This is a genomic window from Streptomyces sp. NPDC024687, assembly GCF_055559055.1.
Map to the genome: position 1 here is coordinate 583,205 of NZ_JBVHLJ010000003.1, position 24,783 is coordinate 607,987.

Annotated in this window: 21 protein-coding genes, 1 tRNA gene and 2 pseudogenes; 19 read left to right on the forward strand and 5 right to left on the reverse strand. The window is 72.4% G+C overall.

Annotated elements, in window-relative coordinates; all coding sequences use genetic code 11:
* Nucleotides 1-51: 51 nt before the first annotated feature.
* Complete coding sequence (ku, locus tag ACZ39I_RS14560) at nucleotides 52-1,056, forward strand: non-homologous end joining protein Ku (protein WP_467244777.1); 1,005 nt, start codon at nucleotides 52-54, stop codon at nucleotides 1,054-1,056.
* A 51-nt stretch (nucleotides 1,057-1,107) separates the two neighbouring features.
* Here ku and ACZ39I_RS14565 read toward each other — a convergent pair whose 3' ends face one another.
* From ACZ39I_RS14565 to ACZ39I_RS14575, 3 genes are all read right to left on the reverse strand, one after another.
* Nucleotides 1,108-1,608, reverse strand: coding sequence for a peptidylprolyl isomerase (locus ACZ39I_RS14565; protein WP_403660462.1), 501 nt, complete (start codon nucleotides 1,606-1,608; stop codon nucleotides 1,108-1,110).
* A 172-nt stretch (nucleotides 1,609-1,780) separates the two neighbouring features.
* Nucleotides 1,781-2,830, reverse strand: a complete 1,050-nt coding sequence (locus ACZ39I_RS14570) for an acyltransferase family protein (RefSeq protein WP_467244778.1) — start codon at nucleotides 2,828-2,830, stop codon at nucleotides 1,781-1,783.
* A gap of 82 nt (nucleotides 2,831-2,912) precedes the next feature.
* On the reverse strand, nucleotides 2,913-4,160 hold the full coding sequence (locus tag ACZ39I_RS14575; RefSeq protein WP_467244779.1) for an MFS transporter: 1,248 nt from the start codon (nucleotides 4,158-4,160) through the stop codon (nucleotides 2,913-2,915).
* A gap of 549 nt (nucleotides 4,161-4,709) precedes the next feature.
* Here ACZ39I_RS14575 and ACZ39I_RS14580 point away from each other — a divergent pair.
* The 11 genes and pseudogenes from ACZ39I_RS14580 (at nucleotide 4,710) to ACZ39I_RS14630 (ending at nucleotide 16,206) form a co-directional block, all read left to right on the forward strand.
* Nucleotides 4,710-5,705 (forward strand): NAD-dependent epimerase/dehydratase family protein, encoded by a 996-nt coding sequence (locus ACZ39I_RS14580; protein WP_467244780.1) that lies wholly within the window; start codon nucleotides 4,710-4,712, stop codon nucleotides 5,703-5,705.
* 47 nt (nucleotides 5,706-5,752) lie between these two features.
* Nucleotides 5,753-7,387: a carbamoyltransferase family protein gene (locus tag ACZ39I_RS14585; RefSeq protein WP_467244781.1), complete on the forward strand. Its 1,635-nt coding sequence runs from the start codon at nucleotides 5,753-5,755 to the stop codon at nucleotides 7,385-7,387.
* Nucleotides 7,384-8,394, forward strand: coding sequence for a glycosyltransferase family 2 protein (locus tag ACZ39I_RS14590; protein ID WP_467244782.1), 1,011 nt, complete (start codon nucleotides 7,384-7,386; stop codon nucleotides 8,392-8,394). The genes ACZ39I_RS14585 and ACZ39I_RS14590 overlap by 4 nt, the downstream gene beginning before the upstream one ends.
* A 35-nt stretch (nucleotides 8,395-8,429) precedes the next feature.
* A pseudogene (locus ACZ39I_RS14595) lies at nucleotides 8,430-8,882 on the forward strand (D-glycero-alpha-D-manno-heptose-1,7-bisphosphate 7-phosphatase); the annotation flags it as partial.
* A 159-nt stretch (nucleotides 8,883-9,041) separates the two neighbouring features.
* Nucleotides 9,042-9,953 carry a glycosyltransferase family 9 protein gene (locus tag ACZ39I_RS14600; RefSeq protein WP_467245117.1) on the forward strand — a complete coding sequence of 304 codons (912 nt, stop codon included), beginning with the start codon at nucleotides 9,042-9,044 and terminating at the stop codon, nucleotides 9,951-9,953.
* The gene (locus tag ACZ39I_RS14605) at nucleotides 9,950-10,912 is read left to right on the forward strand and encodes a glycosyltransferase (RefSeq protein WP_467244783.1); all 963 of its coding nucleotides are present in this window, start codon (nucleotides 9,950-9,952) and stop codon (nucleotides 10,910-10,912) included. The genes ACZ39I_RS14600 and ACZ39I_RS14605 overlap by 4 nt, the downstream gene beginning before the upstream one ends.
* On the forward strand, nucleotides 10,909-12,144 hold the full coding sequence (locus ACZ39I_RS14610; RefSeq protein WP_467244784.1) for a glycosyltransferase: 1,236 nt from the start codon (nucleotides 10,909-10,911) through the stop codon (nucleotides 12,142-12,144). The genes ACZ39I_RS14605 and ACZ39I_RS14610 overlap by 4 nt, the downstream gene beginning before the upstream one ends.
* On the forward strand, nucleotides 12,141-12,764 hold the full coding sequence (locus tag ACZ39I_RS14615) for a D-sedoheptulose-7-phosphate isomerase (protein ID WP_467244785.1): 624 nt from the start codon (nucleotides 12,141-12,143) through the stop codon (nucleotides 12,762-12,764). The genes ACZ39I_RS14610 and ACZ39I_RS14615 overlap by 4 nt, the downstream gene beginning before the upstream one ends.
* Nucleotides 12,761-14,245, forward strand: coding sequence for a D-glycero-beta-D-manno-heptose 1-phosphate adenylyltransferase (gene rfaE2 / locus ACZ39I_RS14620; protein ID WP_467244786.1), 1,485 nt, complete (start codon nucleotides 12,761-12,763; stop codon nucleotides 14,243-14,245). Before ACZ39I_RS14615 ends, rfaE2 begins: the two co-directional genes overlap by 4 nt.
* Nucleotides 14,242-15,261 (forward strand): glycosyltransferase family 9 protein, encoded by a 1,020-nt coding sequence (locus tag ACZ39I_RS14625; protein WP_467244787.1) that lies wholly within the window; start codon nucleotides 14,242-14,244, stop codon nucleotides 15,259-15,261. The genes rfaE2 and ACZ39I_RS14625 overlap by 4 nt, the downstream gene beginning before the upstream one ends.
* 127 nt (nucleotides 15,262-15,388) lie before the next feature.
* A pseudogene (locus ACZ39I_RS14630) lies at nucleotides 15,389-16,206 on the forward strand (glycosyltransferase family 2 protein).
* A gap of 25 nt (nucleotides 16,207-16,231) precedes the next feature.
* Here ACZ39I_RS14630 and ACZ39I_RS14635 read toward each other — a convergent pair.
* A complete protein-coding gene (locus ACZ39I_RS14635; RefSeq protein WP_467244788.1) occupies nucleotides 16,232-17,122 on the reverse strand; it encodes an SDR family oxidoreductase in 891 nt (296 codons plus the stop codon).
* A gap of 433 nt (nucleotides 17,123-17,555) precedes the next feature.
* Between ACZ39I_RS14635 and ACZ39I_RS14640 the strand changes: the two genes are divergently transcribed.
* The 3 genes from ACZ39I_RS14640 to ACZ39I_RS14650 all read left to right on the forward strand — a co-directional run bounded on the left by ACZ39I_RS14640 (nucleotide 17,556) and on the right by ACZ39I_RS14650 (nucleotide 19,749).
* Nucleotides 17,556-17,993 carry a glutaredoxin domain-containing protein gene (locus ACZ39I_RS14640; RefSeq protein ID WP_467244789.1) on the forward strand — a complete coding sequence of 146 codons (438 nt, stop codon included), beginning with the start codon at nucleotides 17,556-17,558 and terminating at the stop codon, nucleotides 17,991-17,993.
* Between the two features lie 107 nt (nucleotides 17,994-18,100).
* On the forward strand, nucleotides 18,101-19,039 hold the full coding sequence (locus ACZ39I_RS14645) for a MerR family transcriptional regulator (RefSeq protein WP_467244790.1): 939 nt from the start codon (nucleotides 18,101-18,103) through the stop codon (nucleotides 19,037-19,039).
* 287 nt (nucleotides 19,040-19,326) lie between these two features.
* Nucleotides 19,327-19,749 carry a hypothetical protein gene (locus ACZ39I_RS14650; protein ID WP_467244791.1) on the forward strand — a complete coding sequence of 141 codons (423 nt, stop codon included), beginning with the start codon at nucleotides 19,327-19,329 and terminating at the stop codon, nucleotides 19,747-19,749.
* Between the two features lie 194 nt (nucleotides 19,750-19,943).
* Here the strand turns inward: ACZ39I_RS14650 and ACZ39I_RS14655 are convergent.
* A tRNA-Arg gene (locus ACZ39I_RS14655) sits at nucleotides 19,944-20,015 on the reverse strand.
* A gap of 197 nt (nucleotides 20,016-20,212) precedes the next feature.
* On the opposite strand from ACZ39I_RS14655, the gene ACZ39I_RS14660 reads away from it, so the two are divergent.
* From ACZ39I_RS14660 to ACZ39I_RS14675, 4 genes are all read left to right on the forward strand, one after another.
* On the forward strand, nucleotides 20,213-20,653 hold the full coding sequence (locus ACZ39I_RS14660) for a response regulator (RefSeq protein WP_467244792.1): 441 nt from the start codon (nucleotides 20,213-20,215) through the stop codon (nucleotides 20,651-20,653).
* Nucleotides 20,654-20,800: 147 nt separating this feature from the next.
* Complete coding sequence (gene nrtL / locus ACZ39I_RS14665) at nucleotides 20,801-21,922, forward strand: ArgS-related anticodon-binding protein NrtL (protein ID WP_467244793.1); 1,122 nt, start codon at nucleotides 20,801-20,803, stop codon at nucleotides 21,920-21,922.
* 25 nt (nucleotides 21,923-21,947) lie between these two features.
* Entirely contained in the window at nucleotides 21,948-23,339 is a 1,392-nt protein-coding gene (gene lysA, locus ACZ39I_RS14670) for a diaminopimelate decarboxylase (protein WP_467244794.1), read from the forward strand.
* 147 nt (nucleotides 23,340-23,486) lie between these two features.
* Complete coding sequence (locus tag ACZ39I_RS14675; protein WP_352391214.1) at nucleotides 23,487-24,779, forward strand: homoserine dehydrogenase; 1,293 nt, start codon at nucleotides 23,487-23,489, stop codon at nucleotides 24,777-24,779.
* Nucleotides 24,780-24,783: the final 4 nt, after the last annotated feature.

The window sequence follows — 24,783 nt, forward strand, 5'->3', positions numbered from 1 at the left end:
CTCATGCATAGGTGAGCAGAACGGGTTAATTCGTCAGAAAGGGTGCTGCCGGTGAGATCCATTTGGAACGGTGCCATCTCGTTCGGCCTGGTCAGCATTCCGATCAAGCTGGTCAACGCCACCGAGAGCCACTCGATCTCCTTCCGCCAGATCCACACCGAGGACGGCGGCCGCGTCCGCTACCGCAAGGTCTGCGAGCTGGAGGACCGCGAGATCAGCCAGGCCGAGATCGGCAAGGGGTACGAGGACGCGGACGGCACGATCATCCCGATCACCGACGAGGACCTGGCCCATCTGCCGCTCCCGACGGCCAAGACCATCGAGATCGTCGCCTTCGTGCCGGCCGACCGGATCGACCCGCTCCAGATGGACGCGTCGTACTACCTCCAGGCGGGCGGCGCCCCCGCGGCCAAGCCGTACACCCTGCTCAGGGAGGCGCTGAAGCGCAGCAACAAGGTGGCCATCGCCAAGTACGCGCTGCGCGGGCGGGAACGGCTCGGGATGCTGCGGGTGGTGGAGGACGCCATCGCCCTGCACGGGCTGCTGTGGCCGGACGAGGTCCGCGCGCCCGAAGGACTCGCCCCCGACACCAAGGTCACCATCAGCGACAAGGAACTCGACCTCGCCGACGCCCTGATGGACACCCTCGGCGAGATCGACCTCGACGAACTGCACGACGAGTACCGCGAGGCACTGGAGGAGGTCGTCGCCGCGAAGGCCGCCGGCGAAGCACCCCCGGAGGCACCCGAGCGGGCGAAGGGCGGCAAGGTCCTCGACCTCATGGCCGCGCTGGAGAAGAGCGTGCGGGAGGCGAAGGAGTCGCGGGGCGAGGAGGCGGGGGAGGTGACACGGCTGCCGCAGCGGAAGTCGGCGCGGGCGGCGCCGAAGCAGACCGGTGGCAAGAAGTCCACGTCCGCCACGAAGAAGACGGCGGCCGCCAAGAAGACGACGGCCAAGTCGTCACAGGGCACGAAGAAGACCGCGGCGGCCAAGAAGGCGACGGGCACGAAGAAGACGGCGGCCAAGAAGACGACCGCCCGCAAACGGACCGCGTGACCTGCGCACCGCCGTAGGCATCGCGCAGGTCGCGTCAGTCTGCCGACGCGGTCAGTCGACGACCTTGGCGGACTCGATGATCACCGGCTGCGTCGGCACGTCACCGTGGCCGCGGCTGCTGCCGGTCCGTACGCCCTTGATCTGGTCGACGACGTCCTGGCCCTCGGCGACCTTGCCGAACACGGTGTAGCCCCAGCCGTTCGGATTCTTGGCCGTGAAGTTCAGGAACTCGTTGTCCGAGACGTTGATGAAGAACTGGGCGGTCGCCGAGTGCGGGTCGCTGGTGCGCGCCATCGCCACGGTGTACGCGGTGTTCTTCAGACCGTTGTCGGCCTCGTTCGGGACCGGCGCGAGCGTGGGCTTCTGGACCATGTCCGGGGTGAAGCCACCGCCCTGGACCATGAAGCCGTTGATCACCCGGTGGAAGATCGTGCCGTCGTAGTGCCCGTTGCCGACGTACTTCAGGAAGTTCTCGACGGTCTTGGGCGCCTCGGCGTCGGCGAGCTCGAGGACGATACGGCCGAAATTGGTGGTCAGCTCGACCCTGGACATGGGAATCGTCCCTTTCTGGTGGGGCATGACCGAAGCATCTTGTCACACGGCTGTGCGGGTGCCGGTGGCGTTCGGCCTTCCTCGCCTCCGGCCCGCGGCGGTGACACCGGGGCCGCGCCGGGCAGGGCGGCCACGATCCCGGCCGTGAGGGCGGCGGTCGCGTCGGTGGTCCTCAGGCACGGACCGCTCGCGTCGATTCCCGTCGGAAGGCCCACCGCAGCTCCGGTTCCACCACGTACCGCAGGGCACGGCGGACGGGTGGGGTGCACAGGGCCGTCACGGCGGTCGCGGCGAGCAGGGTGGCCGCCGCCGCACCCAGGGGGCCGTGGACCCAGGCGGGGCCGTACCAGCCCCAGGCCCGGGCGCCCTGGACGAGGAAGCCGTGCAGCAGATAGCCGTACAGCGTGCCCGCACCCAGTGCGGTGAACCAGGTCCGCCGCCCGGGCACCAGCGCGAGGAAGCACCCGACCAGGACCAGCGAACACCCGAAGGCGGCCAGCGTCATCACCGGCCCGGACCAGGCGGGCGCGCCCAGCTCCTGGGCGCTGTCCCGGTGGTAGAGCCAGGCCGCGCTCATCCGCGGCACCACCCAGTACGCCGCCACGAGCGCGCCGGCGAACACCGGCCCGGCGAGCAGCCGTACCGCCCGTCGGCGGAGCAGCCGGAAGTGCTCGGGCTTCAGGGTCAGGCCCAGCACGAAGTACGGCAGGAACTGCAGGACGCGCTGAAGGTCGAGGTCGTCGCCGATGGAGGGCGTGAGGGTCGCGAGCATCGCCACGGCGAGGGCGACCGGCACCGGATGACGTACCCGCTGCCACAGGGGGGTGGTCAGCCGCCACACGAACAGCGCCACCAGGAACCACGTCAGGTACAGGGGATCCAGCAGACTCACCGGCCGGTCCGGCACCCGGTCCGTCCACCGTGTGAAGAACGTGTACGCCGTCTCGAAGACGACGTACGGCACGACGAGCCCGGTCACCAGCCGCCGCAGCCGCCCCGGACTCGCGTCGAAGTTCCGCGAGAAGTAGCCGGAGACGACGATGAACGCCGGCATGTGGAAGGCGTACACGAGCAGGTACAGCGCGGACACGCTCCGGCTCCCGGCCCGCAACGGCTCCCACGCGTGCCCGACCGCGACCAGCACGATCGCCAGGTACTTGGCGTTGTCGAAGAAGGAGTCCCGCTCGCGGGGGACGGGGGTGGCAAGGTGCTCGTCGTGCATCCCGGGCGCCTCACCACACCGGGAGGGGCTCAAACTCCGTACGTGTGTGCCGGCCGTGCCCCGTTCGAGCTCGTCGTTCACGTCAGGCGGCCGTGCTCAGCGCTTCCCGTCCCGTCACCTCGCCGCCCGGCTTCGTCGGCAGGGACACGGGCTCCAGGGCCCGGCGCCCCCGCACCAGGAAGCCCGCGCCGATCGCGCCGGCGATGAGCAGGCCACCGGTCACGAGAGCCCCGCGTGCCCCGGCCAGTTCCAGGAGCAGGCCCAGTGCGGGCGGGCCGCCCAGGCTCCACACCGTGCCGATGCTGTTCCACACGCCGAGGACGCGTCCGCGCAGGTGAGCGGGCGGGTCGGTCTGGAGGACGGCCGTGCCGGCGGTGTCGGAGACGGACTCCACCACGGCCATGGGCAGGACCAGCACCAGCAGGACGGCCAGCGACGGTGACAGCCCCGCCGTCAGTTGCAGCAGCGCACCCGCGGCGGCCAGCGTGCCCACCAGCCGGACGGAGGGCCGCCGCAGCCGGGCGCCGAGGAACGCGCCCAGGATGCCGCCGACGGCGAGGACCGCGGAGACCGTGCCGAACGCCCCCGCACCGCCCGCGAGCGGCCCGGTGACGAGCACGGCCAGGGTCAGCCCGTAGTTCCGGCCGAAGACCGAGCTGATCCCTGTGATGCCGGCGAGCGCGACCAGCCGGGGACGGGTCGCGAAGAAGCGCAGGCCTTCGCGCACGGTCGTGCCGGGCCCGGCCGCGACGGTCGCCTCCGGCCCCGCCGGAGGTGCCGCGCCGGGTGCGGGGCGCAGGAACGGCACGACCGCCGCGACGAACAGGAAGGACAGCCCGTTGGCCGCGTACGCGGCGGCCGTGCCGAGGAAGCCGACCGTCACACCGGCCAGGGCGGTCCCGACGAGCCGGCCGGCGCTGTGCACCATCGAACCGATGCCGATGGCGGAGGGGACGTCCTCGGCCGGGACGAGATCGTTGCCCAGCAGGGCGCACGCCGGTCCGTCGACAGTGGCGATGATGCCGGTCACCGCGGCCAGCACCAGCAGGGACGTCATGTCGAGCCGGCCCAGCGCCACGAGCACGGCCGTGACGAAGGCGACCGCCCCGAGGAGCGTCTGGCTGACGGCCGCCGTCAGCCTGCGCGACCAGCGGTCCACCGCCGCTCCGCCCAGCAGGCTCATGAACAGCGCGGGGCCGGCCTGGACGGACATCGACAGGCCCGTCGCGGCGGCGGACCCGGTGATCTGCAGAACCAGCAGGTTCTGCACCGTGAGCTGCATCCACGTGCCGGCGTTCGACACGAAGTTCGCGACGGACCACCAGCGCATGCTGCGGTGTCTCAGGGACCGCCAGGGCGAGCGGGAGGCAGCGGAAGGGCAGGCTGGGACAGGAACGGAAGACACAGTGCGGTACCCGAGAGGCGAAGTGGCAGGTCAGACAGGTAGGCGAAACCGAAGAACGCCGGGCTGCGCTGCGCGGTCATCCACCGAGTCGGTCACGGCGCGCACCATCGTGGCAGACGTGCCCGGTGAGTCCGCCGCGGTACGCCGTACGACCGTGCCCCCACGGGCTCAACGGCCGCTCGCCCCACGCGCATTTGCGGTGCCGAGTGCGGTTGCTCACAGGTATCGGTCGCGACGTGCTGCGGTCATGTGCACAATTAGGGATCAACGTGTGAAAACTACTCGCCCGGGAACCCAGCGTTCGTGCCGTCGGGAAAACGGCGGCCTCGGCCCGTATCGGCCCTGTTCCTGACACGTCTCCCATGTGTCCAGTCCGTTTCTGTCACTTTCGCTCTCTTCCCGTGAGCCCCTCGCGCCGCACCGGACCCGCGCGCGCCGCTCTCCGGCCCGGCGAGAGCGGCTGAAGGACGTCCCATGACTGATGCCTCCCCTCGTGTGCCCTGGCGCCGTGCCCTGGTGACCGGCGGTGCCGGCTTCCTAGGCAGCCATCTGTGCGAGCGCCTGCTGGATTCAGGTGTCGAAGTCGACTGCGCGGACAACCTGGTGTCCGGATCGCGCCGGAACATCGCCCACCTCGACGGCCGTGCCGGATTCGGGTTCGTCGAGTGCGACGTCTCCGTGCCCGAGTGCCTGCGGCACCTGCCCGGGCCGTACGACCTCGTCCTGCACTTCGCCTGTCCCGCCTCGCCCGCCGACTACCTGCGGCTGCCCCTGGAGACGCTCGACGCCGGCAGCCTGGGCACCCGCACCATGCTGGCCCTGGCCGAGCGCGACCGGGCCCGCTTCCTGCTCGCCTCGACGTCCGAGGTGTACGGCGACCCCCTGGTGCATCCGCAGCGCGAGGACTACTGGGGCAACGTCAACCCGGTGGGTCCGCGCAGTGTGTACGACGAGTCCAAGCGGTTCGCCGAGGCGCTGGTCACCGCCCATGTGGGGGCCAGGGGCGCCGACGCGGGCATCGTGCGCCTGTTCAACACCTACGGGCCCCGCATGCGCGCCCACGACGGCCGCGCCGTGCCGACGTTCGTCTGCCAGGCACTGGCCGACGAACCGCTGACGGTGGCGGGTGACGGCAGCCAGACGCGGTCCCTGTGCTACGTCGACGACACGGTCGACGGGATCCTGCTGGTGGCCGCGAGCCACTCGGTACGGCCCGTGAACATCGGCGGGACCGACGAGGTCACGGTCCGCGACATCGCCCGCCGGGTGGTGGAACTGGCGGGCTCCTCCTCACGCATCGAGTTCGTCGACCGCCCCGTCGACGACCCGCAGCGCCGCCGCCCGGACACCCGGCTGGCCCGTGAACTGCTGGGCTGGGCCCCCAAGGTGCCCTGGGAGGAAGGGATCAAGCAGACCATCGCCTACTTCGCGGCGGCGCGGCCGACGCGGGAGCCGGTCAGGCAGGTCTGAGCCCGCAGCCCCCGAAGTCGTCCACCCCGCCGCCCCGGAGGAACCGTATGCGTGTCCTGGGAATCAACGCCCTTTTCCACGACCCGGCCGCCGCCCTGGTCATGGACGGCAGGATCGTGGCAGCGGCGGAGGAGGAGCGCTTCAGCCGTCGTAAGCACGGCAAGCGGCCCGTCCCCTTCTCCGCGTGGGAACTGCCCGAACTGTCCGCCCGCTGGTGCCTGGAGCAGGCCGGTCTCACCCCGGCCGAACTGGATGCGGTCGCCTACTCCTACGACCCCGAACTCGCCCGCCCCGCAGACCAGTTGGGCCTGAACGACCCCTGGGACCACCTGCGTCAGGAGTACGCCCGCCGCGCCCCCGAGTTCCTGGCCGAGGCCCTTCCCGGACTCGACCCGGCCAAGGTGCGCTTCGTCCCGCACCACGTCGCCCACGCCGCCTCCGCCGGCCAGGCCTCCCCCTACCCGGACTGCGCGGTCCTCGTCCTGGACGGCCGCGGCGAATGCGGCTCCCACCTCGCGGGCCGCTACGCGAACCGCGAACTCGCCGTCCTGGGCACGCAGTCACTGCCCGACTCCCTGGGCCTGTTCTACGAGGAGCTCACCCAGCACCTCGGATTCCTGCGCAGCAGCGACGAGTTCAAGGTGATGGCCCTCGCGTCCTACGGCCGGCCGCGCTTCCTCGAGCAGCTGCGCGCGTACGTCCACCTGGAGGGCGACGGCGGCTTCCGGGCCCGTCCGGTGCCCTGGTCGTCGCTGGCCCCGCCCCGTGCGGCGGGTGACCCGTGGACGCAGGACCACGCCGACGCGGCGGCCAGCGCCCAGGCGTGTCTGGAGGAGGTCCTGCTCGGCCTGGTGCGCTGGCTGCACGAGCGCACCGGCGAGGAGACGCTGACCCTGGCGGGCGGTGTCGCCCTCAACTGCGTGGCCAACACCCGCCTGTACCGGGAAGGCCCCTTCCGCCGCATCTGGGTGCAGCCCGCGGCCGGGGACGCCGGCACGGCTCTCGGTGCCGCGCTCCACGTCGCCCACCAGAAGGAGACGGTGGAGGCCATGCCGACGGCCGCCCTGGGCCGTGGCTGGAGCGACGACGAGCTGCGCACCTGGCTGGAGACCGCCGCCGTCTCCTACGAGGAGCCCGCCGACATCGCCGACACCGTCGCCGACGAACTCGCCCGCGACGGCATCGTGGCCTGGTTCCAGGGCCGAAGCGAGTACGGCCCCCGGGCCCTCGGCCACCGGTCGCTGCTGGCCCACCCCGGCCACGCCGCGAACCTGGAACGCCTCAACGCGGTGAAGGGACGGGAGGAGTTCCGTCCGGTCGCCCCCATGGTGCTCGCGGACCGGGCGGCGGAACTCTTCGACGGGCCACTGCCCAGCCCCTACATGCTGTTCGTGCACGACATCGCCGCCGCGTGGCGCGACCGCATCCCGGCCGTGGTCCATGTGGACGGCACGGCCCGGATCCAGACCGTGGAGCGCGACACGGAGCCGCTGGTGGCCCGCATGATCGACGGCTTCGAACGCCGCACAGGGCTGCCCGTGGTGGTCAACACCAGCCTCAACACGGCCGGCCGGCCCATGGTCGACGACCCGCGGGACGCCCTGGAGTGCTTCGGGTCCGCGCCCGTGGACCTGCTGGCCCTCGGACCGTTCGCGATCCGGCGGAAGGGGATGTTCGCATGACGGACGCTCCGGGCTCCGCCGCTCCCGCGTACGCCGTCGTCCTGCCGACGATCGGACGTCCCTGTCTCGCCGACTGCCTGCGCGCGCTCGCCGCGGCCACCGGTCATCCGCCCACCGAGGTCGTCGTGGTCGACGACCGCCCGGACCCGGACGGGAAACTGCCGCTGGAGGCCGCGGGCGACCTGCGCGGGCGGGTGCGGACCCTGCGCAGCGGCGGACGAGGCCCCGCGGCCGCCCGCAACACCGGCTGGCGCACCGTCACCGCCCCCTGGACCGTCTTCCTCGACGACGACGTCCAAGTGCTGCCGGACTGGTCCCGCCGGCTCGCCGAGGACCTCGCGGCGGCCGACGCCGTCACGGGCGGGATCCAGGGCCGGCTGACCGTCCCGCTGCCCACGGACCGCCGGCCGACGGACTGGGAGCGCGGCACGGCCGGACTGGAACAGGCCGCGTGGGCCACGGCGGACATGGCGTACCGGACCGCCGCACTGGCGCAGGTCCACGGCTTCGACGAGCGGTTCCCCCGGGCCTTCCGTGAGGACGCCGACCTGGCGCTGCGGGTGCGGGACGCCGGCTGGACCCTGCGCCACGGCCGGCGCACCACCCGCCACCCGGTGCGCCCGGCCGACCGCTGGGTGTCGGTACGCGCCCAGCGCGGCAACGCGGACGACGCCCTGATGACCCGGCTGCACGGGCGGGACTGGTGGACACGCGCCCAGGCACCCCGGGGACGACTCACCCGGCACACACTGGTGACGGCCGGGGCGTTCGTCGCGGCCGGGTGCGCGCTGACCGGCAGACCACGGGCCGCCGGTGGAGCCGCAGCGCTGTGGGCGCTGGGCACGGCCGAGTTCGCCCTGGCCCGTATCGCACCGGGCCCGCGGACCGCCCACGAGATCGCCACCATGCTCGCCACCAGCGTGGTCATCCCGCCCCTCGCGGTCCGCCACTGGCTCGACGGCCTGATACGCCATCGACGCGCCGCCCAGCTGGGGAGCATGCCGTGAACCACCGGAGCCCACCCGCCACACGGCCCGCCGCGGTGCTCTTCGACCGCGACGGCACCCTCGTCGAGGACGTCCCCTACAACGGCGACCCCGACCAGGTGCGCCCCCTGCCCGGCGCGAGACAGGCCCTGGACCTGCTGCGTGCGGCGGGCATCGCGACCGGCGTGGTCAGCAACCAGTCGGGCATCGGCCGCGGACTGCTCACCCACACCGACGTACGGCGGGTCAACGCCCGGGCGGACGAGCTGCTCGGCGGCCTCGGCACCTGGGTGTACTGCCCGCACCTGCCCGAGGACGGCTGCGCGTGCCGCAAACCCCGGCCGGGTCTGGTGACCGAGGCGGCCCGGCGCCTGGGAGTGGCTCCGTCGGACTGCGTGGTGATCGGCGACATCGGGGCCGACGTCCTGGCCGCACAATCCGCGGGCGCCCGCGGCATCCTCGTACCCAATGCGGCGACCCGGCCCGAGGAGATCGGGACGGCTCCCCGGACCGCCCCCGACCTGCTCACGGCGGTCCACGGGCTCCTTGCGGAGGAGCCGCGTGACAAGTGCGGCAGGGCACTGGTCGTGCGGCTCGACAGCTTCGGTGACGTCCTGCTCGCCGGGCCCGCCGTCCGGGCGGTCGCCGCGCACTCCTCCCGGGTGACGATGCTGTGCGGCCCGCTCGGCGAACCCGCCGCACGGCTGCTGCCCGGCGTCGACGACGTGATCGTGTGGGCGGCCCCGTGGGAGGGCGTGAACGCGCCCTCCGTCGCCGAGGCGGACGTCGACGGAGTGGTGGAGCGCCTGAGGGCCGACGCGTTCGACACCGCACTGATCCTCACATCGTTCCACCAGAGCCCCCTGCCCACGGCCCTGCTGCTGCGGATGGCCGGCGTCGCGCGGATCGGCGCCGACAGCGCCGACCACCCCGGCCGCCTGCTCGACGTACGGCATCAGCGGCTGCCCGGCCGGCACGAGACCGAGGCCGCGCTCGACACCGCCGCCGCCCTGGGCTTCCCCCTGCCCCCGGGGGACGACGGCCGGCTGCGCGTCCTCCCGCCCCCGGACACCGTCGCGCTGACCGGCAACGGCCCCTACGTCGTCGTACACCCCGGGGCCAGCGCGCCCGCCCGCGCCTGGAGCCCCGAACGCTGCGCCGAGGCCGTGGCCCTGCTCGCCGACGCCGGTCACCGCGTCGTCGTCACCGGCGGCCCCGACGAGACGGACCTCACCCGACGGGTCAGCGGTGACCGGGCGGTGGACCTCGGCGGCGGGACGGTCCCGCAGACCCTGGCCGGCGTCCTGCGCACCGCCGACGTCGTGGTGTGCGGGAACACCGGCCCCGCCCATCTGGCCGCCGCTGTCGGCACGCCCGTCGTCTCCCTGTTCGCGCCCGTCGTCCCGGCCGGGCGGTGGGCGCCGTACGGCGTGCCCCATGTGCTCCTCGGCGACCAGAACGCGCCCTGCGCGGACAGCAGGGCCCGGCACTGCCCCGTGCCCGGTCATCCGTGCCTGGACGAGGTCACCGCCCAGGACGTGGTGCGCGCGGTGCAGAAACTCCTCAAGGAGAGCGCATGAACATCCTCGTCTGGCATGTGCACGGCTCGTGGCTGACGTCGTTCGTCCAGGGCCCCCACACCTTCCTGGTCCCGGTGACGCCCGATCGCGGCCCCGACGGACTGGGGCGGGCCCGAACCTGGCAGTGGCCGGCGAGCGTGCGCGAACTGAGCCCCGCCGAGCTGCGCGAGGCCGACATCGACCTGATGGTGCTGCAACGGCCGCACGAGCCCGAGCTGGCAGAGCGCTGGACCGGCCGCCGGCCCGGCACCGACGTACCCGCCGTCTACGTCGAGCACAACAGCCCGCACGGGACGCCCGTCGACACCCGCCACCCCCTCGCCGACCGGAGCGACATCCCGCTCGTCCACGTCACCCACTTCAACCGCCTGATGTGGGACAACGGCCGCGCCCCGACCGAGGTGATCGAGCACGGCATCATCGACCCCGGGTACCTGTGGACCGGCGAGGAGGCCCGCGCGGCCGTCGTCGTCAACGAGCCCGTGCGGCGCGGCCGGACCACGGGAACCGACCTGCTGCCACGCTTCGCGCGCTCGGTGCCGCTGGACGTCTTCGGCATGCGCACGGACGGACTCGCCGGCCACCTCGCACTGCCCGCAGACCGCTGCCGCACCCGGGACCTGCCCCAGGGCGAACTGCATCCGGCGATGGCCCGCTGCCGCCTGTACCTGCATCCCGTGCGGTGGACGTCGCTCGGACTGTCGCTGCTGGAGGCCATGTTCCTCGGGATGCCCGTGGTGGCGCTCGACACCACGGAGGTCAGGGAGGCCGTGCCCGAAGGGGCCGGAGTGGTCTCCAACCGGTTCGAGGTACTGGAGGAGGCCGTCCGCGGGTTCCTCGCGGACCGGGCGCACGCCCGGCGGACCGGGGAGGCAGCCCGGGCCGCGGCACAGGCCCGCTACGGAGAGCGGCGTTTCCGGGACGACTGGGAACGCCTGATCAAGGAGGTCACCCGATGAGCCCCAGGCAGCCCTCGGCCGGCCGCGTCGCCATGGTCTCCGAGCACGCCAGCCCGCTGGCCGAGCTCGGTGGCCCCGACGCGGGCGGCCAGAACGTCTACGTGGCCCAACTCGCCGCTCAGCTGGCCCGCCGCGGTCATGAGGTCGTCGTCTACACACGCCGTGACGACCCGCGGCTGCCGGAACGGGGCGTCACGTCCGACGGGGTGAAGGTCGTCCACGTGCCCGCCGGGCCGCCGGCCCCGATACCCAAGGACGAACTCCTGCCGTACATGGAGGAGTTCGGAGCCTGGCTGGCAGGTGAGTGGGCGACGGAGCCACCCGACGTGGTGCACGCCCACTTCTGGATGTCCGGCATGGCGGCGGTGGCCGGGGCGCGCGCCGTGGGCGTGCCCGTGGTGCAGACCTACCACGCGCTCGGCACCGTGAAGAAACGCCACCAGGGCGCCGCCGACACCAGTCCGCCCGATCGCGTCGCGATCGAGACGGCCGTGGGCAGGGAGTGCGGCGGCATCATCGCCACCTGCGAGGACGAGGTGCGCGAACTCGTCGCCATGGGGCTGCCCCGCAGACGCATCCACGTCGTGCCCTGCGGTGTGGACCCCGTGCAGTTCGCGCCGGTCACGGCGGCCCGCCGGGACCCGTCCGCGCGCCGGCGACTGCTCACCGTCGGCCGGCTCGTGCCCCGCAAGGGCTTCGACCGGGCGATCCGCGCCCTCGCGGACGTGCCGGACGCCGAACTCCTCGTCGCCGGGGGTCCCGAACCGGCCCTGCTCTTCGCCGAACCGGAGACGGAACGGCTGTGCGCGATCGCCGAGGAGTGCGGTGTCGCCGACCGCGTGACGCTGCTGGGCGGCGTGAGCCGTACCCGGATGCCCGCACTGATGTCCAGCGCGGACCTCGTGCTGTCCGTCCCCCGCTACGAGCCCTTCGGCATCGTCCCGGTCGAGGCCATGGCCTGCGGCACCCCCGTCGTCGCCACCGCCGTCGGCGGACAGCTCGACACCGTCGCCGACGGCGTCACGGGCGCCCTGGTCCCGCCCGACGACGACCACGACCTCGCCGGGACCGTCCGGGAGCTCCTCGACGACCCGCGCCGGCTCAGCCTCTACGGCGCCGCCGGACGACGCCGGGTCCTCGCCCGCTTCACCTGGGACCGCGTCGCCGACGGGGTGACCCGGGTCTACAGCGCCGTTTCCTCCGTTCCCTCGCTCTCGGGAGTCGTGCGATGACCCTCGCTGCCGACGCCGCACACTGCGACGACCTGATGAAGGCCCTCGAAGGGTTCCGCGAATACGCCGCCCCCGTCGTCCGGCGCTGGGGCTCCTCACTCGCCGAACGCCTCAGCACCGGCGCCCGCCTCCTCGTCGCGGGCAACGGCGGCAGCGCGGCCCAGGCCCAGCACCTGACCGCCGAGCTGGTCGGCCGCTACCGCGAGGACCGGCCGCCGTTCTCCGCGCTCTCGCTGCACGCCGACACCTCCTCGACCACCGCCATCGCCAACGACTACGGCGTGCAGGAGATCTTCGCCCGGCAGGTCGCCGCGCACGGCCGGACCGGGGACGTGCTGATGCTGCTGTCGACCAGCGGCGCCAGCGCCAACCTGCTCGTCGCCGCGAAGGAGGCCCACCGGCTGGGCATGACCGTCTGGGTCCTGACCGGTCCGGCGCCGAACCCGCTGGAAGGATCCGCGGACGAATCCCTGTGCGTGGACGCCGCGACGACCGCCACGGTCCAGGAACTGCACCTCGTGGCCGTCCACATGCTCTGCGAGTCCTTCGACCGCACCGTGGAACGACTGGTGACGGCTGACGGCCGACGAGCGGACAAGGCTTTGGAGGGCGGCGTATGAGCGCCCCGGCCCCGCTGCTCGTCGTCGGAGACGCGCTGCTCGACCACGATCTGTGCGGACGGGTCGAGCGACTGGCCCCCGACGCGCCCGTCCCGGTCGTCAGCTCGCTCCGGCGCATCGCGCGGCCGGGCGGAGCCGCGCTGGCGGCCTGCCTCGCCGCGGCCGACGGGCGGCAGGTCACCCTCGTCACCGCGCTCGGCGACGACGAGGCCAGCGAGTCCCTGTGCCGGCTGCTGGCCGACCGGGTGCGCCTGGTACGGCTGCCCCTGACCGGCACCCTGTCCAGCAAGACGCGGGTCCTCGCGGAGGACCGGCCGCTGCTGCGCCTGGACGACGGCGACGGGCGGGCCCGGGAGCGGACCGACGAGGCGTGCCGGGCGATCGCCCAGGCCGGCGCCGTACTCGTCGCCGACTACGGCCGCGGCACCGCCGACGTCCTGCGCGACGCGCTGGAGTCCGCGGCCGCACGGGTGCCCGTCGTCTGGGATCCGCATCCGCGCGGCAACCCGCCGGTGCCGGGCGTCCGGCTGGCCACGCCGTGCGCCGCCGAGGCGCGTGCCTTCGCCGGCCGTGTGCGCACCGGTGAGGCGCGTGGGTTCGCCGAGCGACCGGGCACCGGCGAGGAACCGCAGAACGGCAGCGCCCTGCACACCGCGGCCCGCCACGCCGACACGCTCGTACGCGCCTGGCGTGCGGCCTCCGTGGCCGTGACCCTGGGCGGGCGGGGCGCGCTGCTGTCCCACGGCGAGACTCCGCTGCTGGTGCCGTCGCCGGTCACGGCCGAGGGCGACGCCTGCGGCGCCGGGGACCGGTTCGCGGCGACCGCCGCCGGATTCCTCGCCGACGGCGAACTCACCGAGACCGCCGTACGGGCCGCCGTGCACGCCGCCACCCGGTACGTCGCCGAGGGCGGCGCCCGCGCGCTCGCCGTGGACACCGCCCCCGCCGCCCCGCCGCGACCCTCCGACGACCGGGAGCCGACGGACGACGCCCTGCGCACGGCGGCCCGGGTACGGGCCGCCGGCGGGACCGTCGTCGCGGCCGGCGGCTGCTTCGACCTGCTGCACGCCGGTCACGTCGCCCTGCTGCAGGCCGCCCGCCGTACCGGTGACTGCCTGGTGGTGTGCGTCAACTCGGACGCCTCCGTACGCCGGCGCAAGGGCAGCGGCCGGCCCCTGGTCCCGCTGGCGGACCGGGTGCGGGTGCTGCGCGCGCTGGAGTGCGTCGACGCGGTCGCCGTCTTCGACGAGGACACCCCGGAGCGGCTGCTCGGTGAGCTGCGCCCGCACATCTGGGCCAAGGGCGGCGACTACGCCCTGGCCCGGCTGCCGGAGGCGTCGCTCGTGGAGAGCTGGGGCGGCCAGGTCGTCCTGTTCCCCTACCTGGACGGCCGCTCCACCACCGGCATCGCCGAACGCGCGGCAGCGGCACCCCGGCCCGCCCGTCAGCCGGCGCGTACGAGCGGACGGAGGGGCCGGTGACCGCCCTACCCCTTCGCCCCCGCCTCCTGGTGCTGCGCGCGCTGGGACTGGGCGACCTGCTCGCCTCGGTGCCCGCGCTGCGCGGCATCCGCCGGGCCTTTCCCGGACACCACGTCGTCCTGGCGATCACCCCGGCGCTCGCCGAGGCAGCGCAGGCCACGGGAGCGGTGGACGAGATCCTCCCGGCCGAGGCCCCGGAACGGGCCGTACCCGCACTGGACCGGTGGACGGGCCCGCCTCCCGACATAGCGATCGACCTGCACGGCAACGGACCGGAGAGCCGCGACGCGCTGGCCGCCCTCGCCCCCCGCCGACTCCTGGCCCACGCCCAACCGGACCCGGCCCTGCCGCGGCCTCCGGTGTGGCGGCCGGACCAGCACGAACGCGAGCGCTGGTGCGGCTTCCTCGCCGCCTACGGCATCGCCGCGGACCCCGCCGACCTGCGGCTGCCACCGCCGGACGCGCCCTCCCCGGCGCCGGGAGCCGTGGTCGTCCATCCCGGCGCACAGTCCGCGTCCCGCCGCTGGCCCGCCGAGCGCTTCGCCGGCCTCGCACGGCGCCTGCGCGCCGCCGGTCACCCTGTCGTCCTCACCGGTGGCCCGGCCGAGGACGCCCTGGTCCTGGACGTCGCCGCACGCGCGAACCTGCCCGAGCGCGACGTCCTGCGCGGCGGCCTGCCGTTCGGCGAGCTCTCGGCGCTCGTCGCCCACGCCGCGCTCGTCGTCAGCGGCGACACCGGACTCGCGCACCTCGCCGTGGCCCACGCCACGCCCTCCGTGACGCTCTTCGGACCGGTGTCACCCCACCTGTGGGGCCCGCCCCGCACCGGGCACCACCTCGCCCTGTGGAAACCCGGACCGCCCGGCGATCCGCACGGCGACACCCCCGACCCCCAGCTGCTGCGGATCGACACCGAGGAGGCCACCACGGCGGCACTGTCCCTGTTGCGGTCCGCACGGAGCGGTGCGTCACCACGGAGGGGGGACGAGGTCCGTGTCCCCGCAGCCCCGCCCTGAGATGCCGCGGCCCGAGGAGCCCCGGCCCGAGGTCACGACCGGCCGCACCGGCGCGCGGGACAGCGGGGACAGCGGGGACAGTCGGGTCACCGTCGCGGTCATCACCCGTGACCGGCCCGCCGGCGTCATGCGGACCGTCGACGCCCTCACCGCCCTCCCCGAACGGCCCCCCGTCATCGTCGTCGACAACAGCTCCGACGACTCGACCCTCCAGGTGCTGCGCCACCACCATCCGTCGGCCGTCCGCGTCCTGAGGCCCGGCCGCAACACCGGCGCCCTCGGCCGCAACCTCGCGGTACGGCAGGCCGACACGCCCTATGTGGCGTTCAGCGACGACGACTCCTGGTGGACCCGGGGCTCGCTGCGGCGGGCGGCCGACCTGCTCGACCGGCATCCCCGGCTGGGCCTGCTGGCGGCCCGCACCCTCGTCGGGCCCGAACGGACCGAGAACCCCTCAACGCCGTCCTCGCCGCCTCACCGCTGCCGCGCGAGGCCGACCTGCCGGGCCGCCCGGTGCTCGGCTTCCTGGGCTGCGCCTGCGTGGTGCGCCGGGACGCCTACCTCGGTGCGGGCGGCTTCCATCCGCTGCTGTTCTTCGGCGGCGAGGAGACCCTGCTCGCCTACGACCTCATGGCCCGCGGCTGGGGTGTCACCTACGAACCGTCGCTGACGGCCCGTCATTGCCCCGAGCCGGGAGGCCGCGACGGGCGCGGCCACCTGCTGCGGCGCAACGAGGTGCTGACCCTGTGGCTGCGTCGTCCGCTGCCGGTCGCCCTGCGGGCCACCGCCCGCCTGATGGCCGCGGCGACCGCCGGCGACCCGCACGCCCGCCGCGCCCTGCGCGAAGTCGTCGTACGCCTTCCCGCCGCCTTGGCACGGCGCCGACCGCTGCCACCGCACGTGGAGGCCGCGAGCAGGCTGCTGGAGTGCCAAAAGCGCAGGTGACCGGCGCCACGGCGCGCCCCTGGGCTCACGGCAGCGGCGTGCCACCGGTCGCGTTGAGGATCTCCGCGGTGACGAAGCTCGCCTCCTGGGAGGCCAGGTAGACGTACGCCGGGGCCAGCTCGGCGGGCTGGGCGGGGCGTCCCAGCGGGCTCTGCTTGCCGAACTCGACGGTGTCGGGCATCGTCGCGGGAATCAGCGGCGTCCACACCGGGCCCGGCGCGACCGCGTTGACGCGGATGCCGCGCTCCGCGACCATCTGGGCCAGCCCCTGGGTGAAGGTCACGATCGCGCCCTTCGTCATCGCGTAGTCCAGCAGGTGCGGACTGGGCTTGTACGCCTGCACCGACGTGGAGTTGATGACGCTCGCACCCTTCGGCATGTGCGGCAGGGCGAACTTGGTCAGCCAGAACATCCCGTAGAGGTTGGTGCGCATGCCCCGGTCGAACTGCTCGGTGCTGATGGCCTCGATGCCGTCCGGCTGCGACATCTGGAACGCCGCGTTGTTCACCAGCACGTCGATGTGCCCGAACTCCGAGACGGCACGCTCGATCAACGCCCGGCAGTTGTCCTCCTCACGGATGTCACAGGAGACGGCGACCGCCTTGCGGCCGGCGTCCTCGACGAGCCGGGACGTCTCGCGCGCATCGTCCGCCTCCTCGGGCAGATGCGTGAACAGCACATCGGCACCCTCCCGGGCGAAGGCCAGCGCCACCGCCCGCCCGATGCCGGAGTCCCCGCCGGTGATGACGGTCTTACGGCCCTCCAGCCGCCCGCTGCCGCGGTACGACTCCTCGCCGTGATCCGGTGGCGGGTCCATCGGCCCGGTCCACCCCGGGTGCGACTGGTCCTGCGCCGGAAACTCCGGGGTCGGATGCTGCGTCGTGGGGTCCTGCTGGCTGTGCTGCGACTCGGTCACGGCGACCTCCTCAACACCGACGGGTTCGGACGAACGAGCGAGTTCCCGCACGACAGCACCCGAAAAGAGAGAAACCCGTCCGCTTCCGAACGACTTCTACCGGCGGCGCAAAGACCCCGGTCCGCAACGAGTGGACCAGTCACCCGCCGGTGACAGCCGCTCTCCACTTGCCCGCACGACGACAAGCCCGCCGTCTTTGACAGCGATTCGATCACCGGCGGCCAGAAAGAGCGGGTTCGCCAGCTCGAAGGCATACCCGTCGTCAGTCCTGAGGTCCTTCACCAGCACCAACCGTGAAGTCGACGTGGCCCCGTCAGCAATCAGGTACATGCCGAGATGGTCCCACGTGGCCCGAGATCACCTCGACCCTCTTCAGCGGCTGCCCCACGGCCCAAACCCTTGGAAATCAAGCCGATCGATAGCCTGCATCACCATGATGCGCGCTTGGATTCTGCCGATGCTGCTTGTGCTCAGCGGCTCAGCCGTCGCAGCTGGGCAGATCTTCATGGGGAGCCCCGGCACAGCCGCGGCACTCCTGCTGGCTTTCCTGGCGCTCGCCGGCGTCCACTCACCCCTGATCTTCCCGAGGTCCATCGGTGCGCAGGAGGCACAACGCCGCAGCGCGGTCGACGGCCGACCGGTCGTCTTCTGGCGACCTGGCTGCACGTACTGCATACGGCTGCGTATCCGCCTGGGCCGCAGCGCCCGCCAGTTGCACTGGGTCAACATCTGGCGCGACCCGGCAGGAGCCGCAGCGGTGAGAGCAGCCAACAACGGCAACGAGACCGTGCCGACTGTCATCGTGGCGAGCAAGCCACACACCAACCCCGATCCCGAATGGGTGCGCGAACAGCTCTCCCGCCCCGCTTGAACAGAGACCGCGCCAGGAATTGTCAAGACTTGTGGATGAGGAGTGGTTGCCTGCTGGCAGGCGAAGGGACTTGAGTCTCCAGTAGAGGGAGACACAAAGGTGGGGGCATGGACGGCGACACGCTCTACTCGATCGGCGAGCTCGCTCGGCGGACCGGTCTCACGGTCAAGACCATTCGGTTCTACTCCGATCGCGGAATCGTGGCGCCGACGGACCGCAGCCCGGCCGGCTACCGCCTCTACAGCATGGACGCCGTCGCACGCCTGGACCTCGTGCGGACCCTGCGCGAGCTGGGACTGGACCTTCCCACGATCCGCAAGGTCGTGGACCGCGAGCTCTCGCTTCCCGAGGTCGCGAGGGCGCACGCCGCAGCACTGGCAGTTGAGATCCGCGTCCTGGGTCTGCGGCGCGCGGTGCTGACGGCGGTGGCCGAGCGCGGGTCCACCCCTGAGGAGACAGAACTCATGCACCGGTTGGCCCAGCTTTCCGAGGACGAACGCCGACGTCTGATCGGCGATTTCCTCGACGCTGTCTTCGGCGGTCTTGACGCCGCTCCCGCATTCGCGGGGGCCATGCGCTCGATGACCCCCGAGCTGCCCGACAACCCTGAGACGGAACAAGTCCAGGCGTGGGTGGAGTTGGCCGAACTTTCCCTGGACCCGGATTTCCGCACCGTCGTGCGGCGGATGGTCGAGGACCAGGCAGCCGAGCAGGCCCACAGCGACACGATGGTTCCGCGCCAGGACATCGCCGCAGTCGTCCGTGACCAGGTCGGCCCGGCCCTGGCAGCCGGCATCGACCCGGCCTCGCCCCAGGCCGATCCGATCGTCGCGGCGTTCACGGTGCACTGCGCGCACCTCCTCGGCCGCCCCGACGACGTCGAGCTTCGCCGCCGGCTGGCGACTCGGCTGGAGAGCGTGAACGACCCCCGCAGGGAGCGGTACCTCCAACTGCTCGCAGTGGTCAACGGCTGGCCGGCCCCGGAGAGTCTGGCGCCGGTGTTCGACTGGTCCGTCCAGGCTCTGCGCGTCCGGACACAGCAATGACCGGTTCCCCGCTGCCCAGCCCCATCCTGCCCGCGGCACTTCGCCCCCCCCGTTCGCCTCCGTCCGTACGACCCCCGGCACTCGGCGCTGCCGACTTGGCTCAACTCCGGTGTCGACGCAACTGAGGTCGCCGAACGTGCGGGCAACAGCGTCGAGGTCCGGAGGCCGGCAGCGCCAGGAACGAAGAGCTGTTGCGCGAGTTTCGAATGATCAAGAGCGGTGCGCTGTCGGTGCCGTCTCCTACCCTGCGGTTAGGTCCGAGCAGTTCACATGGGGAGGGGACGACGATGGGCGGCAACGAGTGGAGCCACACCGGCCCGTATCAGCGGGACCTGACGGTCGCATTCCGGCAGGCTCAGGAAGAGACCCTGGTACAGGACAACCACGGTTTCGTAGGTCGATCCATCGACGAACTGTGGCGCGACCCGGAGTGGCAGGAGTACATCTTCACTGGCGGCACGGGCACGGTGTTGGACTTCCCCCTCATGATCGATGCCGCGGATACCGACGATGGTCCGTTCATGCGGCCGCTGACTGACGATGAAGTGCGCGCGTGGGCTCCCCAAGGCCGGCCCACATACGAGGAGTGGGACGACGCCCTCGATTCCGAGCGGCTGGCCTTCCCGGGCCGGGCCCAAGGAAACTGCACGGTTCTCTACCGTGACGGCCGACCCGAGAAGATCGGCTACTGGGGCGTCACGGCCGACTAGCGAACGGCCCCTCTGGACGGTGCGGTCTCTGGATGCGTCGGGGGGCCTTCGAAGTTCCCGAGGCTGACCAGGGACAACGCCTCAAGATCGTGTCCACAGATAGTCCACGGACCTGCGGCCTGACTGCACATACGCGAAGACCCCGGCCTCAGCGTTTCCGCTGGTGACGGGGTCTTTGGGCACCGTATGAAGGGTGCCCCCGGCAGGATTCGAACCTGCGCACACGGCTCCGGAGGCCGTTGCTCTATCCCCTGAGCTACGGGGGCGTGTCGGTGTCGAGCTGGTGGCTCGCGGCGACGGACAGAACACTACCAGCTCCCTCGGGGTGATCAGGAACGGGTTTGTCGGGGCCCACGGGAGCGTGGGTCCCCCGCACGGGGTGGAAGTGGGGAAAACCCGGACGCGGTGGCCGGTCCGCACCTACTCTCGAGTTGTGCCAGGCGCGTCGGGTCGGGTGCTTGTTGTGGACGACAACAAGGTCATCCGGCAGTTGATCAGGGTCAATCTCGAGCTGGAGGGTCTCGAGGTCGTGACCGCGGCCGATGGTGTCGAGTGTCTGGATGTGGTTCATCAGGTGCGTCCCGATGTCGTGACCCTCGATGTGGTCATGCCCCGGCTGGACGGACTGCGGACCGCCGCACAGCTGCGTTCCGACCCCCGGACGGCTCACCTTCCCCTCGCCATCGTCAGCGCCTGTACGCAGCACGAGGTCGACAGCGGTCTCGACGTCGGCGTCGACGCCTTCCTCGCCAAGCCCTTCGAGCCCGCCGAACTCGTGCGGCTCGTACGGCAGTTGGTGGAGAGGAGCCGGGAGGTGCGGGGCTCCGGGGAGGGTGACTCCCCTCTTGTAGGGGGTGTCCTCGGGGGCGGGGAGACCGAGCCCGCCGGTCACGCCGGCGGCTGAGCCCACACGAGCACCGGCTCGCAGTGACACCCACCTCTCCCCAAGTACACCGACATACCCGACGCCGGGCTCACTCGCCGTCCCACATGCCGGACCCCACCCAAACCCGCTGGTCTCCCCACCCCCCTCCTCCCATACGCTTGTCCCGTGACCCCCGTCGAGCTCTCCCGTACCGTGCTGCGCGCGGTGCGTCGCGCTGTCGACGACGGGGAGCTGGACGTCGTCGTGCCGGGGCAGGTCAAGGTCATGCCTCCCGGGGCCGGCGGCTGTGGTGACTACGCCACCAACGTGGCCCTCCAGCTCGCCCGGCCCGCCGGGCAGCCGGCCCTCGGCGTCGCCGAGATCCTCCGGCGGCGCCTCGCGCACAGCGACGGCATCCGCGACGTCGTCGTCACCGGGCCCGGGTTCCTCAACATCAGCCTTCGCGGGGACCAGGACGCCCTCGTACGGGAGATCCTCCGACTCGGAGAGCGGTACGGCCATGCCGACCGGCCCACTGGCCGGCTAGTGCACCTGCACGCGCCCCACGAAGTCCGCGCCGTCGTCGTGATGGACGCCGTCGCCCGCCTCCTGCGCTCTCAGGGCGCCCTCGTCCGCACCCACTGCGCCGCCCGCCCGGAGGCGGGGTGGACCGACCTCCTTGGCGCCGAAGTCCACACACACGGCACCCCGGGCGCTCCCCGCACCCCCGACGCGCCCGCCCCCCTCGACGTCGACGTACGACCCGTACCGGCCGACATCGACCCCCTCCCCCTCGGCCGCGACGCCGCCCGCTGGGCGCTCCTCCACCCGGCCCCCCACGACCGGCCCCGCATCACCGCCGACCACCTGGTCCAGCGCGAGAGCAACCCTCTCTTCCGGGTCCGTTACGCCCACGCCCGCACCCGGGCCCTCACCCGCAACGCCGCCGACCTGGGCTTCCACGCCGAGCCCGGCAACGCGAACCCACGGGGCGCAGAGCCGGCCGTACCAGAAGGCGCCGTACCGGAAACCGTCGTAAACGACACGACGACGCCCCTGCGGAACGCCCTCGCCGATCACCCCCGTGTCCTCCAGGCCGCCGCCGCCCACCACGCTCCCGACCGCCTGGCCCGGCATCTCGTCACCGTCGCCGATGCCGTGCTCCCCCTTCTCGCTGCCGTTCTTCCGCGCGGTGCGGAGAAACCCTCGGCCGCCCACCGTGCCCGGCTCGCGCTCGCCGAAGCCGCCGGGGCGGTGCTGGCCGGTGGCCTGTCCCTGCTCGGCATCGACGCACCCGAACACCTGTGACGCGCACAGAAAGCCATCCGAGAACATGAGCCGTTCCGCACATCCCGCCGGGCCCCGTCACGCCGACGTCCTCCCCGAGGGGCACTACTCCGCCCCGCCCTCCGACCTCAACACCCTCGACCCCAAGGTCTGGGCCCAGACGGTCGGCCGTGACAGCGACGGTGTCGTCACCGTCGGCGGCATCGACGTCAAGACCCTCGCCGAACAGCACGGCACCCCCGCCTACATCCTCGACGAAGCCGACTTCCGGGCGCGGGCGCGGGCGTGGCGCGGTGCCTTCGGGGCCGACGCCGACGTCTTCTACGCCGGCAAGGCGTTCCTGTCGCGAGCCGTCGTGCGCTGGCTGCACGAGGAAGGGCTCAACCTGGACGTGTGCTCCGGGGGTGAGCTCGCCACCGCCCTCTCCGCCGGCATGCCCGCCGACCGCATCGCCTTCCACGGCAACAACAAGTCCAGCGAAGAGATCACCAGGGCCATCGAGAGCGGCGTCGGACGCATCGTCCTCGACTCCTTCCAGGAGATCGTCCGCGTCGCCCACATCGCGCAGGGACTCGGCAAGCGACAGCGCGTCCAGATCCGGGTCACCGTCGGCGTCGAGGCGCACACCCACGAGTTCATCGCCACCGCCCACGAGGACCAGAAGTTCGGCATCCCGCTCGCCGGCGGACAGGCCGCCGAGGCCGTGCGGCGGGCGCTGCAGCTCGACGGGCTGGAGCTCATCGGCATCCACTCCCACATCGGGTCGCAGATCTTCGACATGTCCGGCTTCGAGGTCGCGGCCCATCGAGTGGTCGGGCTGCTCAAGGACGTCCGTGACGAGCACGGTGTCGAGCTGCCCGAGATCGACCTCGGCGGCGGGCTGGGGATCGCGTACACCAGCGACGACGACCCCCGCGAGCCGCACGAGATCGCCAAGGCGCTCACCGAGATCGTGACGAGGGAGTGCGAGTCCGCCAGGCTGCGCACCCCGAGGATCTCCGTCGAGCCGGGACGCGCCATCGTCGGGCCGACCGCCTTCACGCTCTACGAGGTCGGGACGATCAAGCCCCTCGACGGGCTGCGCACCTACGTCTCCGTCGACGGCGGGATGTCGGACAACATCCGTACCGCGCTGTACGACGCCGAGTACACCGTCGCCCTCGTGTCCAGGACCAGTGACGCCGAGCCCATGCTCGCCCGGGTCGTCGGCAAGCACTGCGAGAGCGGGGACATCGTGGTCAAGGACGCGTTCCTGCCGGCCGACCTGGCACCGGGTGACCTCATCGCCGTACCGGCGACGGGCGCCTACTGCCGGTCCATGGCGAGCAACTACAACCACGTGCTGCGCCCGCCGGTCGTCGCCGTCAGCGACGGCGAGTCCCGGGTCATCGTCCGCCGCGAGACGGAGGAGGACCTTCTGCGGCTCGACGTCGGATGAGCCCCTATAGAGAAAGAACGGAAGATCTACGGTCTTCCACCCCCGTGCAAATGAAATAGATGTCTCATCATCCGGACCAGGGGCAGAAACTCCCGTCCGGTGAGTGAGACTGGGTCCACCGTAGACGGTATGAGGAAACGAGGTCGGATGATGCGTACGCGTCCGCTGAAGGTGGCGCTGCTGGGCTGTGGAGTGGTCGGCTCAGAGGTGGCGCGCATCATGACGACGCACGCCGACGACCTCGCCGCCCGCATCGGCGCCCCCGTGGAGCTCGCGGGGGTCGCCGTGCGGCGGCCCTCCAAGGTGCGTGAGGGCATCGCGCAGGAACTCGTCACCACCGACGCCACCGCCCTCGTCAAACGCGGGGACATCGACGTGGTGGTCGAGGTCATCGGGGGCATCGAGCCCGCGCGTTCCCTCATCACCGCCGCCTTCGAGCACGGCGCCTCCGTCGTCTCCGCCAACAAGGCCCTCCTCGCCCAGGACGGTGCCGCCCTGCACGCGGCGGCCGGACAGCACGGCAAGGACCTCTACTACGAGGCCGCCGTCGCCGGTGCCATCCCGCTGATCCGTCCGCTGCGCGAGTCCCTCGCCGGTGACAAGGTCAACCGGGTGCTCGGCATCGTCAACGGGACCACGAACTTCATCCTCGACAAGATGGACAGCACCGGGGCCGGCTATCAGGAGGCCCTCGACGAGGCCACCGCCCTCGGGTACGCGGAAGCCGACCCGACCGCCGACGTCGAGGGGTTCGACGCCGCCGCCAAGGCCGCCATCCTCGCCGGGATCGCCTTCCACACGCGCGTGCGCCTCGACGACGTCTACCGCGAGGGCATGACCGAGGTCACCGCCTCCGACTTCGCCTCCGCGAAGAACATGGGCTGCACCATCAAGCTCCTCGCCATCTGCGAGCGGGCCGAGGACGGGCAGTCCGTCACCGCGCGCGTGCACCCCGCGATGATCCCGCTCACGCATCCGCTGGCCTCGGTGCGGGGCGCGTACAACGCCGTGTTCGTGGAGTCGGACGCCTCCGGGCAGCTGATGTTCTACGGCCCGGGCGCGGGCGGCGCCCCCACCGCCTCCGCCGTCCTCGGCGACCTCGTCGCCGTCTGCCGCAACCGGCTCAGCGGCACGACCGGACCCGGTGAGTCCGCGTACGCCGCCCTGACCGTCTCGGGCATGGGCGAGGTCGTCACGCGCTACCACATCAGCCTGGACGTGGCCGACAAACCGGGTGTTCTCGCCCAGGTCGCCACCGTGTTCGCCGAGCACGGGGTGTCCATCGATACCGTTCGGCAGCAGGGGAAGGACGGCGAGGCATCTCTCGTCGTCGTCACGCACCGCGCGTCCGACGCCGCCCTGAACGGGACCGTCGAGGCGTTGCGCAAGCTCGACACCGTGCGGGGTGTCGCCAGCATCATGCGGGTTGAAGGAGAGTAACGAG